The sequence below is a fragment of the Sunxiuqinia dokdonensis genome, assembly GCF_001270965.1.
GTDB lineage: Bacteria > Bacteroidota > Bacteroidia > Bacteroidales > Prolixibacteraceae > Sunxiuqinia > Sunxiuqinia dokdonensis.
In genome coordinates, this window is the sequence record NZ_LGIA01000157.1 from 1 (window position 1) to 12,122 (window position 12,122).

Annotated in this window: 12 protein-coding genes; 3 read left to right on the top strand and 9 right to left on the bottom strand. The window is 46.1% G+C overall.

Annotated features, from left to right (window positions below; genetic code table 11):
• The 6 genes from NC99_RS11630 to recG all read right to left on the bottom strand — a co-directional run.
• Positions 1 to 586 (bottom strand): RnfABCDGE type electron transport complex subunit G (locus tag NC99_RS11630; protein WP_204374978.1); only part of this gene is annotated, 586 nt, incomplete at its 3' end.
• Positions 587 to 615: 29 nt separating this feature from the next.
• The gene (locus tag NC99_RS11635) at positions 616 to 1,599 is read right to left on the bottom strand and encodes an RnfABCDGE type electron transport complex subunit D (protein WP_053183844.1); all 984 of its coding nucleotides are present in this window, start codon (positions 1,597 to 1,599) and stop codon (positions 616 to 618) included.
• Between the two features lie 40 nt (positions 1,600 to 1,639).
• On the bottom strand, positions 1,640 to 2,971 hold the full coding sequence (rsxC, locus tag NC99_RS11640) for an electron transport complex subunit RsxC (protein ID WP_053183846.1): 1,332 nt from the start codon (positions 2,969 to 2,971) through the stop codon (positions 1,640 to 1,642).
• Positions 2,972 to 2,980: 9 nt separating this feature from the next.
• Positions 2,981 to 3,913 carry a Fe-S cluster domain-containing protein gene (locus tag NC99_RS11645; RefSeq protein ID WP_053183848.1) on the bottom strand — a complete coding sequence of 311 codons (933 nt, stop codon included), beginning with the start codon at positions 3,911 to 3,913 and terminating at the stop codon, positions 2,981 to 2,983.
• Positions 3,910 to 4,329 carry a SoxR reducing system RseC family protein gene (locus NC99_RS11650; RefSeq protein ID WP_082326452.1) on the bottom strand — a complete coding sequence of 140 codons (420 nt, stop codon included), beginning with the start codon at positions 4,327 to 4,329 and terminating at the stop codon, positions 3,910 to 3,912. Before NC99_RS11650 ends, NC99_RS11645 begins: the two co-directional genes overlap by 4 nt.
• A gap of 309 nt (positions 4,330 to 4,638) precedes the next feature.
• Entirely contained in the window at positions 4,639 to 6,738 is a 2,100-nt protein-coding gene (gene recG / locus NC99_RS11655; protein ID WP_053183852.1) for an ATP-dependent DNA helicase RecG, read from the bottom strand.
• Positions 6,739 to 6,931: 193 nt separating this feature from the next.
• On the opposite strand from recG, the gene NC99_RS11660 reads away from it, so the two are divergent.
• The 3 genes from NC99_RS11660 to NC99_RS11670 all read left to right on the top strand — a co-directional run bounded on the left by NC99_RS11660 (position 6,932) and on the right by NC99_RS11670 (position 8,550).
• The gene (locus NC99_RS11660; RefSeq protein ID WP_239684445.1) at positions 6,932 to 7,675 is read left to right on the top strand and encodes an ABC transporter ATP-binding protein; all 744 of its coding nucleotides are present in this window, start codon (positions 6,932 to 6,934) and stop codon (positions 7,673 to 7,675) included.
• Positions 7,675 to 8,238, top strand: coding sequence for a cob(I)yrinic acid a,c-diamide adenosyltransferase (locus tag NC99_RS11665; protein WP_162231206.1), 564 nt, complete (start codon positions 7,675 to 7,677; stop codon positions 8,236 to 8,238). The genes NC99_RS11660 and NC99_RS11665 overlap by 1 nt, the downstream gene beginning before the upstream one ends.
• A 90-nt stretch (positions 8,239 to 8,328) precedes the next feature.
• Complete coding sequence (locus NC99_RS11670; RefSeq protein ID WP_053183863.1) at positions 8,329 to 8,550, top strand: DUF2795 domain-containing protein; 222 nt, start codon at positions 8,329 to 8,331, stop codon at positions 8,548 to 8,550.
• Positions 8,551 to 8,600: 50 nt separating this feature from the next.
• Here NC99_RS11670 and NC99_RS11675 read toward each other — a convergent pair whose 3' ends face one another.
• The 3 genes from NC99_RS11675 to NC99_RS11685 all read right to left on the bottom strand — a co-directional run.
• Positions 8,601 to 10,115, bottom strand: a complete 1,515-nt coding sequence (locus tag NC99_RS11675; RefSeq protein WP_053183854.1) for an OstA-like protein — start codon at positions 10,113 to 10,115, stop codon at positions 8,601 to 8,603.
• A 10-nt stretch (positions 10,116 to 10,125) separates the two neighbouring features.
• Positions 10,126 to 11,097: an AAA family ATPase gene (locus NC99_RS11680; protein WP_239684446.1), complete on the bottom strand. Its 972-nt coding sequence runs from the start codon at positions 11,095 to 11,097 to the stop codon at positions 10,126 to 10,128.
• Positions 11,098 to 11,104: 7 nt separating this feature from the next.
• The coding region (locus NC99_RS11685; protein ID WP_053183856.1) for a peptidylprolyl isomerase at positions 11,105 to 12,122 on the bottom strand (1,018 nt) is incomplete at its 5' end.

The following is a 12,122-nucleotide window of genomic DNA, read 5'->3' on the forward strand; positions in this document are numbered from 1 at the left end:
CGTTTGTCGCATGGTTACTGATTGCGGGTTGTTCCTGTGCATTTTGGTAGGTTTTGTATGCACGCACAACCGCTTCCAAAAAGGCACGGCTGGTAATGGTTGAAGCGGTGATGGCATCGACATCGCCTCCATCTTTTTTCACTTCAAACTTTGAAGTGGCCGGACTCTTACCGATGATGTTTTGGCTGGGCTTGCTTTCGTCCTTAAACCAGGCATTCATTTTTGAGCCCAATCCCGGTGTTTCCTTGTGTTCCAGTACTTCAAACCCGGTGATTGTACCTTCGGGTGAAAAACCGGCCATAATGCTGATCAATCCGCTGAATCCGTTTTTCGTGTAGGTTTTCACAGCCACACCAACCAGTTGCTGACTGGCGTCGTAGGCCGGGAAAAACTCCAGGCTGTCGGAGCTGTCTTCAGGTAACATTTTGTATGAATCGCCCAGCGTGTCGAAGGCTGGTAAAACACTTTCTATTGCTTTTTGCTGGGCCTGTTGTTTGGCCAGCGCGATATCTGCCTTGGTTAAATCATGCACAAAACCCAGCACGGTTGCAGCAACAAAGGTCACCACAAAAAGGGTCAAGGTCATGTTTAGAAATGTCGATTCTCTTTTTGCCATTACTTCTGCCCTCCAAATCGTTTTGGTTTAATGTATGCGTTGATGAGTGGAACAAAGCCATTCATAATCAGGATGGCGAATGAAATTCCTTCGGGATAGGCCCCAAAGTTCCGGATCAGCACGGTCAGTACGCCGATTCCAACGCCAAAAATAAGTTGTCCCTTTACGGTCATGGGTGAAGTCACCATATCAGTGGCCATGTAAATGGCGCCAAGCATGGCTCCTCCGGAAAGCAAGTGGAAAACAGGTTCAACAAAATTTTCCGGGTTTAGCATCCAAAGGGCGCCCTGGAAGACAAAGATGGTTCCGAGCACAAAAGTAGGAATGTGCCAGGTAATGACTTTTTTCCACAGCATGTAGGCAAATCCCAACAAAAGCAGCAGTGCTGAAACTTCACCGAGAGAGCCGGACATATTTCCGTAGAGCATCTCCAGGTTTGAAGGTAGGTTGAGCAGGACTTCGCTTACGGGTTTGCCGGCGTTGACGCCTTCTTTTAAAAGGGCCAGTGGGGTAGCCGTGGTCAGCGCGTCAACCGTTGCATGCTGGGTAACGGGCCAGCTTGTCATGTGCACCGGAAAGGAAATGAGCAGGAACACACGCCCAACCAAAGCGGGGTTGAACGGATTGTTGCCCAAACCTCCGAAAGAAAGTTTTCCAACGCCAATGGCTACGAGCGCACCCACAACGATCATCCAGCCTGGAAGACTTGCCGGTACGTTAAAGGCGAGCAGGATGCCTGTCAGCGCAGCAGAACCGTCGGTGATTTGCGGCACTTCTTTCATGATATACTTCTGAATCAGGAATTCGAAAGCCATGCATGCGGCTACAGCCAGCAGGGTTACACGGATGGCCTCGAAGCCAAACATGAAAACCGACCAGGCCAATGCCGGTACTAAAGCCAGAATTACCCGGTACATGATTTTATTCACCGAATCGCTGGTGTGTACATGCGGCGAAGGGGATATGGTTAGCAGTTTACTCATAGGATTATACTTGATGCTTGATACTCGATGCTTGATATCTTTATTGTTTTCGTGACCGGATGATGTTTCCCACCTTTGCTTTTCCTAAGCGAATGTAGTCGAGCAACGGACGGTCGGCCGGACAGGTGTAGCTGCATGAACCACACTCAATGCAATCCATGATGTGATGTTCTTCGGCCTTTTCCCAAATTTGCTTCTCCGAAACGGTCATCAGATAGTATGGTTCCAATCCCATGGGACAAACCGTAACACAGCGCGTACAGCGAATGCAGGTTTTCACCTTTTCACGTTTAGCTTCCTTGTCCTGCATAATCAGAATTCCGGATGTTCCTTTGGTAACCGGAATGTCGGTATTGGCCACGGCTTTTCCCATCATGGGGCCGCCACTAATAATTTTTCCGGCATCTTCGGGTAGTCCGCCCGCGGCATTGATTAGTTCCTGAATTGGTGTTCCCACCCGTACAAGGAAGTTCGAAGGATTGGCAACAGACTTTCCGGTGATGGTCACGACGCGCTCAACCAGGGGCTTATTTTTCTGAACAGCTTCGTAAACAGCCAACGCTGTCCCTACATTGTTGACGACCGCGCCAACGGCAATGGGCAGTGCACCCGAAGGAACCTCGCGGCCAGTAACCGCTTTAATGAGCTGTTTTTCACCTCCCTGTGGATATTTCACTTTCAGTGGCACAACCTGGATGGATTGATCCGGTTTGGTCAGCTCATTCAGATGAGCGATTGCATCCGGCTTATTATTTTCAATGCCGATGTAGGCTTTTTCAACTTCCAGGGCACACATCAGTATTCGAATGCCAACCAGCAGCTCGGGCGCTTTTTCAAGCATCACCCGGTGATCCGAAGTGAGATAAGGTTCACACTCCACACCATTGATCAGCAGCATTTCGGCTTTCATGCCTTGCGGCGGCATCAGCTTGACGTGGGTGGGGAAAGTTGCTCCGCCCAGACCAACAATGCCGGCTGCATTAATTTTGTCGATGATTTTTTTGCTGTCGGCTTCAAATTTTTCAATGAGGGTTAAAGAGGTATCAATTCCTTCTTCCCATTCATCGCCTTCAACATCAATAAAAATGCCTTGCTTGGGATAGCCCGAACTGTCCATCGCCAAATCAACCTTTTTTACGGTTCCTGAAACGGATGAGTGGATGTTGGCCGAAACAAAGCCGCCTGATTTGGCAATGAGTTGACCTACTTTTACCTGATCGCCTTTTTTTACCAGGGCTTGTGCTGGTGCTCCAATATGCTGGGCTACAGGGATAAAAACACTTTTGGGCAAAGCCAGTTTTTCGATGGCTTTGCTGGCCGAAAGTTTGTTTTCAGCCGGATGTACCCCTCCTAGTTTGAATGTTTTTAACACGATGGCCTCCTATTTTTGGTCTGAATTATCGGTTTTAGTTTCTTCGGAAGCTTGAACTTCTGGCTTCGCAGGAGCTTCCTTTTTTACTGCCGGCTTGGGGGGCAGGTCGGTTTTAATTTTCCGTGGTGGAAAACCAAGTTCAATGATGGCATTGGTCGGACATTCGACCACACATTTCCGGCACAACTTACATTTGTCCGAATCGATAAATGCCAGGTTGTTATTCATGACAATGGCATCGAACGGACAAACCTTGAAGCATTTGGAACAGCCTATACAAGCCACTTCGCATGATTTTTTAGCTACCCCGCCTTTATCTTCATTTCGGCATGCTACGTAAATTTTCCGGTCTTTAGGTCCTCGCTTGCGCAACTCGAACAGTGATTTTGGGCAGGCTTCAACACAAGCGCCGCAGGCCACACATTTGTCATCGACCACTTCCGGCAAGCCGGTTTCCGGATTCATATGAAGCGCGTCAAAGTCGCAAGACACCGCACAATCGCCATGGCTTAAGCAACCATACTGGCAACCCGTATCGCCACTGTACAGTGCTGCTGCAGCCGCGCAGGACAGTGCTCCGTCGTACTGGTTGGTTTTTGGGCGGTGATCGCACGATCCGTTGCAGCGTAAAACCGCCACCCGGGGATCCTGCTTTACGGCTTCGAGCCCCAATACGGCAGCAACATCAGCCATGCAATCGTTTCCACCGACGGGGCAAAAAAGATCGGCCAGGTCGTTTTCCTTCACACAGGCTTCGGCAAATGCCCGGCAACCAGCAAAACCACAACCACCACAATTGGCACCCGGAAGCGCCGTTTCTACTTCATCGATCCGTGGATCTTCATATACTTTAAACTTTTGAGCTACAAAGTACAAAATGACAGCAGCCAAAATGCCAATGGCGCTCAAAGCAATCATCGTATAAATAATCGTTTCACTCATAGTAAAGGCTTAATTTCAAATTCAAAGCTTTTGCGAATTTTATTTCTGGTGAGGTATAATATTAGATAGTAGGGAACCAGGATGGATAACGAAATCAAACCACTGATTCCTTCACTGAACTGCAAACTGGTTAGCGTAATTAAAACCAGCATGATTAATAGGAATGGAAGAACATAGCCGTAAAACAAGGCTTTAAATCCCTGGGAAGTTTTGCCAATGACCTGCACCGCTTGTCCAACCCTGAAGTCGCCGGAGAAACTTCGGATGTCGACTTCCTTGTCTTGCATGTCGGCAGCTGTGCAAGCTCCTTTTGCATGACAAGAAGAGCAGGCTGACTCGTTAACAATGCTGACGACGATCTGGTGATCCGTAAGCGATTTAATAATTCCTTTGTGTGAAATCTCTCCCGACATCATTTCCACTTCCTTACAAATTTATGACTGCAAAACTAAAGATGTTTGGATAACTGGAATCCTACTTAAGGCCATTTTTAAAACATCTTCAGTTATTTATATTTGTTTTAAATAATCGATTTTTTAACACTTATTGTAATTGTTTCAAAATAAGTGAATTACAATTGAGCATGATAAAAATCATTGATTTTGTGTCGATTTTGCTATCTGTGGATTGCAGTAATTTAATGATTGATTAATGTCTGTTTTGCAATATTGAAGCAATTTTATTCGCTTGAATAAGCAAAATTCAGGAAAAGTTGTCAACTGACGTTAGCTAATGACACTCCAATTGAATTCCGTATTTTTCATTTTCAGGTAATGATAGCGGAGTAGTTTATGCTCTTCTTTTTCCAAACGAGGGTCATCGTCCAGAATATCGCTGGCCAAGTTTCGGGCAATACGCAGGATTTCGCCATCTTTTCCCAGGTTGGCAATGTTCAGATTCAAGCCCAGTCCGCTTTGCTGTGTCCCCTCAATATCACCCGGCCCACGCAGTTGCAGATCAACTTCTGCTATTTCGAAGCCATCGTTGGTCCGTACCATGGTTTCCAGGCGTTTGCGGCTTTCGTTACTGATTTTGTAGGAAGACATCAGCAGACAATACGATTGCTCGGCGCCGCGGCCCACACGTCCGCGCAGCTGATGCAGCTGAGAAAGCCCGAAACGTTCAGCACTTTCAATGACCATGACCGACGCATTGGGCACATCAACGCCCACTTCGATCACGGTGGTTGCCACCATGATTTGTGTTTTGCCGTCCTTGAAAAGCTGCATTTCGGCATCTTTTTCGGCTGGTTTCATGCGGCCATGCACCATGCTGATTTTGAAACGTGGAAAAACCTGTTTCATCAGCTCATAGCCGTCCTCCAGATTTTTATAGTCCATTTTTTCCGATTCGCTGATCAGCGGATAAACAATATAGGCCTGTCGTCCGCCCTCAATTTGCGATCGGATGAACTGGTAAACCTCCTTTCTGCGATTCTCATAATAATGTCGGGTTGAAATCGGTTTCCGTCCTGGTGGAAGTTCATCAATCACCGACACTTCCAAATCGCCATACAAGGTCATGGCCAGGGTTCGTGGAATGGGAGTGGCAGTCATCACCAAAATATGGGGAGGAATGCCGCTGTTTTTTTTCCACAGTTTAGCTCGCTGAGCAACACCAAACCGGTGTTGTTCATCAATGATCACCAAACCCAGCTTGTGGAAACTGACCACATCTTCAATCAACGCGTGCGTGCCAATTAACAGCTGCAACTCACCTGATTCGAGCTGTTCATGAATGATTTTACGCTGGCTTTTTTTTGTTGATCCGGTGAGTAGGGCCATGTTCACCCCCAAACCTTGCAGCATTTTTCGAATGGTGTTGTAATGCTGAATGGCCAGGATTTCGGTCGGTGCCATCAGGCTGGCCTGAAAGCCGTTGTCGAAAGCCAGCAACGCGATCATTAAAGCCACCAGGGTTTTTCCACTTCCCACATCACCCTGTAAAAGCCGGTTCATTTGCTTGCCCGAACCTAAGTCTTTGCGGATTTCTTTGATCACCTTTTTCTGAGCGCCGGTGAGTTCAAATGGCAGATTGTTGGCGTAGAAATGATTGAAATTGTAGCCCACGCTGGAAAAGACAAATCCTTTAAACGCTTCGTAGCGCTTGTGCTTTAGGCTTAAAATCTTCAGTTGAATGTAAAACAGCTCTTCAAACTTCAACCTGAAGGTTGCCTTTTGCAGTAAATGGGTACTTTCAGGAAAATGAATCTGGCGCAGGGCATTTTTTAGATCCATTAATTTGAGCGGATCTTTGACTTTTGGAGGTAGCGTTTCGTAAATCTTTCCCTGGATCTGCAGGGCAAGGTTATATTGAATCTTATTTAGCGCGCTGGTATTCAGAAAGCGCTTTTTCAACTTTTCAGTGGTATTGTAAAAGGCCTGTAGAACTCCAGTTTTAAACTGTTCGCTGGTTTTGTCTTCCACTTCCGGATGAATAATATTGACGCGTCCGCTAAAAACTGACGGTTTGCCGAACACAACGTAGGTTTTTCCGGGAAGCAGGTTTTCGCGGATGTATTTAATGCCCTGAAACCACACCAGGTCCATGCTCCCCGTTTCATCAAAAAAAACAGCGCTCAACCGTTGCTTACGTCCTTCGCCCAGTAATTCGAAAGAGCGGATTTTGCCTTTAACCTGGATGTATGCCTGGTCGGGCCGGACTTCGGAAATGTTATGAAACCGGGTCCGGTCAATATATTTATAAGGAAAGTAGTAAAGCAGATCGCGAAACGTGTAGATACCCAACTCCTTGTTGAGCAGCTCGGCTCGTTTGGGACCAACTCCCACCAAAAACTTAATGTCTTGATCTAAATACTCCGGCATAAAGCAAAGATAAAAAACAATGGGGAGCGGTCGACCCCGATGGAAAATGAGTTATTAAGATTTTTTTGTTTGTAAATGCAGGCAATTGCATGGTTTTTGTAGGCTGACAAACTCGGTTTTGAAAGCGAGAAATACTTTTATTGACTGGTAAATTGAACCGATATCCCTATATTTACGAACCAAAAAAATAACAATGGAAGCCCCATTATACAATCAAGTACTGGATATGTCTGAAACAAAGAAAAAAGTAATCGACCTGACTGATATCGTAAAAAACTACAAGGTTGGAACCCAGGTCGTACGGGCTCTTCGCTCGGTTAGCCTTCATATTAACGAAGGCGAGTATGTGGCCATTATGGGCGCGTCGGGTTCGGGTAAATCAACCCTGATGAATGTGATTGGCTGTTTAGATACGCCGACAAGTGGCACGTACATTTTAAATGGTCACAATGTAAGTGATTTAACCGATGATGAATTGGCGGTCATCCGCAATCGTGAGATCGGCTTTATTTTTCAAACGTTTAATTTGCTTCCGCGAAGCACTGCGCTCGACAATGTGATGTTGCCCCTGATTTACTCGGGTGTGAAAAAGCAAGAGCGCCTGGAGCGTGGAACCAAAATTTTAACGGATGTGGGACTGGCCGAGCGAATGGACCACAAGCCCAACGAGCTGTCGGGGGGGCAACGGCAGCGTGTGGCAGTCGCACGAGCGTTGATTAACAAGCCTGCCATTTTGCTGGCCGATGAGCCAACCGGAAACCTGGACTCGAAGATTTCGGAAGAAATCATGCACCTTTTTGCTGAAATTCACCGAAAGGGCAATACCTTGATTGTGGTTACCCACGAAGAGGATATTGCGTTGCACGCCCACCGGGTGATCCGGTTGAAAGACGGACAGGTTGAATCGGATGAGATTAATCCTAATCCTGTGATTTGATGACGAAGGAAGTGCAGATATACACAAAAACCGGCGATGATGGCACAACCGGCCTGATCGGTGGCGCGCGGGTTAAGAAATATGATATTCGGCTCGAAGCGTACGGCACGGTCGATGAGCTCAATAGTTACCTGGGCCTGATTATTTCAATGAATATTGATGAACACGCCCAAACCATTTTGCAAAAAATTCAATCGGTCTTGTTTACGATTGGTGCCCAGTTGGCCACGGATGACGCGGCAGCTGATTTCAAAAATCAAATTCCGTGTAAGGATGAAATGATTGAGATGCTGGAACAGGAAATGGATGAGATGTTTAAGGTGCTGCCCAAGCTCAATCAGTTTATTTTGCCCGGAGGAAGCCAGGCCGCAGCGCATGCGCAGGTTGCACGTACGGTTTGTCGTCGGGCCGAACGTCGAATCATTGAACTTTCTGAAAAAACAGAAATCAATAAAAACCTGATGAAATTCATCAATCGCCTTTCAGACTACCTTTTTGTCCTTGGGAGAAAGTTGTCGTTAGACGCTCAGGTGCCTGAAACCCCATGGAATTCGGGTGTTTGAGCAAAGATATTTTTTTTCTAGGTTTTGATGTTATTTTTTATATATTCGCAAAATCAAAAAACAGAATCAAAACTAAAATTACTTCATAATATGTACTGGACACTTGAATTAGCTTCAAAATTAGAAGATGCCCCTTGGCCTGCAAGCAAGGATGAGTTGATTGACTATGCAATTAGATCAGGAGCGCCGCTCGAAGTGATTGAAAATTTACAGGAAATTGAGGACGAAGGGGAAATCTACGAGAGTATTGAAGATATTTGGCCAGATTATCCGAGCAAGGATGACTTTTTCTTCAATGAAGATGAGTATTAATAATTGTTAAGGCGATCAAAAAAAATACAGATAGCAAGGCGATGTCCTTGCTATTTTTGTTTTCTGAAAATATCCTCCATTCGTTTGGGCCGAATGGCATCGTACCATTGAAAACCAGGAAGCTCTTTATCTTCATCGGGGATATTAATTAGCGGCAGCAATTGTCCGTCAGGCGATTTTACAAAAACGATCCGGCTCACTTGGCTGCTGTCAAGGTGAATAACAATGGAGCTGCTTTGGGCTTTATTCAGGCCAATAATTCCTTCATCATCGCGGGCATAATACAACGATTGTCCGTTCCCGTCCACATCAATTTTATAAAGTTCATTGTCGAGGATATAACCAAGCATATTCCGCCCTTTGATTTGGTTGTACATGCCCGAGTCTTCCATGGCCACGATAAAGGCATTTTGTTCCATTCGAACCAAATCCGGTGCATCGGTCTGGGTAATCATTTCAATGTAATCGGCAGTCATTTGGTTATTGTCCGACCAAATGACCGGATCATGAAAAAACTGGATGGTGGAATCCATTGACCAATAAACCATCGAATCGCATTTTCCCTGCATGTCTTCCCTGAAAAATTTGACTTGATAATAAGCCATGACCAATTTCTCGTCGGGAATGGTGTCGGGAACTGATCTTAGCGTATCGGCGTGAAGGAAGAGCGTATCTTTTTCAGAATAAAGTAAGAAGTGCGCAGAGTCTGTCGCCATCGCTATTTCACTCTGGTCGTTGTAAACCACCCGGTTTCCTTTGACAATCATCCGATTTTTAAAATCTTCGATTCGCGCATTTCCGATGGCCCGTCCGTCGCCTGTTGTCTTGTTATAAAAAATGGAGTCGGCATTGATTTTCTGTTCTTTGCCCAGAACTTCCGGATTCCGGTATAATTCCACGTCTCCCGAATCGCTGCTGTAGAATCCCCTTTCAGCGTAAATGGTGTTTTCTTCATCCCGAATGTTGGTTGGCCCAACAATGGAAATGACACGCGTTTTCGTGTTGTAAATCAGGGTGTCCGAAGTGAGTGTGTAATCTTCGGACAAAACTTCGACTTCGGTTTTGAAATAAGCCTTATTTTCATTGGCGTAGTATTCACCAATCTTGCTGTAAAGGGTACTTGCGCTATCGACAACCGTGCCGTAGTCGTCGTAGTAACCAACATTGCGAGCCATATCAAACTCCAGTGAGTCGGTGGTCAGGGTGGTGGTTTTGTTTACCAGTCGGACGTTGCCAATGGCCACAGCCCATTTGGCATCGCCATTATAATTCAAAAAGTCGGAATACAAGTGCAGGGTGTCGTCTTTCAAAATATGCACATGTCCAAATGCATCAACCATATTCGTGTCGGTGTAGGAATAAGCGCTGTCGCACCACATTCGGATGTTTTCGTGCGTAATGATCACATTGCCGATCAGGCGCTGTGCGTTGGCTATAATTCTTTCGTTGTATTCCAGAAAGTCAGCCTGTTCAATGTCAACCCGTTTTTTTGTTTGTGCCAGCGACAAAACAGGAAGCAACAAAAGCAAGAGTATGATTTTATGATAGCGAATTTTTGGATTCATTCAATTGAAATTACAGCAATTCCTGTATGATTTGATCGACAGAGATATTCTCTGCTTCAGCCTTATAATTTTTGATGATTCGGTGGCGCAGAATCGACTTGGCAACCGCTTTCACATCTTCAATATCGGGAGAATATTTCCCCGACAGCACGGCATGTGTTTTAGCCCCCAGAACCAGGTATTGGGACGCTCTTGGTCCAGCTCCCCACTTGAGGTACTTGTCCGAAATGGGAGCAGCCATTTTCGTTCCGGGCCGTGTTTTGGCTGAGAGCGACACGGCATAGTTCAGGACATGATCGTTGACCGGGATTTTCAACACCAATTTCTGATAGAACTTAATTTCTTCGTCCGATAAAATTTCTTTCAACTCGGTTGAGTAATCGGAAGTGGTGTTGCGGACAATGGTCAGTTCATCTTCAAAATCCGGGTAATCCAACCAAACCGAAAACATAAACCGGTCGAGCTGGGCTTCGGGCAGGGGATAGGTTCCTTCCTGCTCAATGGGATTTTGGGTGGCCAGCACGAAGAATGGCCGGTCGAGTAAAAAGCGTTCGCCGGCAGCGGTAACGGCACGCTCCTGCATGGCTTCGAGCAAGGCCGCCTGTGTTTTTGGAGGTGTCCGGTTAATTTCGTCGGCCAAAATAATGTTGGCGAACAGCGGCCCACGGATGAATTTAAATTCCCGGTCTTTGTCCAGAATTTCTGTGCCTATGATATCGGACGGCATTAAGTCGGGCGTAAACTGGATCCGGCTGTACTTCAATCCCAACACTTCAGCAATGGTGTTTACCAAAAGTGTTTTGGCCAGTCCGGGAACGCCAATCAGTAAGCAGTGGCCGCGGCTAAAGAGCGATATGAGCACCTGCTTAATGATTTCATCCTGCCCGTAAATTCGCTTTTGGATTTCAGCCTGAAGCTGATCGACTTTGTTTTTTAAAGCGTCAACAGCTTCCGCATCATTTTTGAAATTCATCGGTTGCATGTGGTCTTTATTTTTGCCAGCCTTTAAACTTGAAGTTGCAATTCGCATAAGTCCGGTCAATACTGATGTAGGTTTTGGCTTGCTGCTCTGAGATCCATTGATTCATTGCCTCTTCCTGCTTCTCCTGTAAGTAAATTTCGGTTAGCAATTGATAGTCTTCCTGAAGATTTGCCCGGTGTTGTTCAGTGCGGTCAATCAATTTTACGATTTTATATACCGTTCGTTGTTTGTCATCAATTGTCTTAAAAGGCTCTGAAATTTCATTGACTTTCAATCCATCCAAAATTTTACTCACATCCGGATCCAATTCTTGTTGTCTCCACTTGGTCGACATGGTTTGTGGGTTGATGACCTTGCCACCGCTGTTTCTTGAATTTTTGTCAAACGAATAGCGCATGGCCGCATCCGCAAAGGTCACTTCTTCCTTCCGAATAAAATTGGCCAGGCTGTCGAGCCTGCTTTTGGCTTCTTCCATCGCTTCAATATTCGCTTTGGGTTTCAACAGAATGTGCCGCGTGTTGATCTGATCGCCACGACGGTCAACAACTTGAATGATGTGGTAGCCAAATTCACTTTTCACCACGTTTGAAACCCGGTCGCCTTTCAGGTTAAACGCGGCTGTGGCATAGTTGGCATCAAGTTGAGCGCGTCCCATGAAACCAAGTTCGCCGCCATTCACGGCCGACGGGCCTTCGGAATACAAGACCGCCAGGGTCGCAAAGTTTTCTCCGTTCTCAACTCGCTCTTTGAACTCGCGCAAGCGCGCCTTGATCCGGTTTTCCTCTTCCAGCTCAATTGGGGGGATTACCGTGATTTGGGCATATTCCACCATGGGGTCAACCAATGGAATGTCCTCTTTTTTCATGTTACGGAAGTGGTAGCGCACTTCGGAAGGTGTAACCTGCACTTTATCAATAATTTTACCCTGCATCTGGCTGGTCATGGATTGATTCCGGATCACTTCTTCCAGATCGGCTTTAATTTGCGAAATGGGCTTTTTGAAATAAGCTTCAACCGCTTGCTCC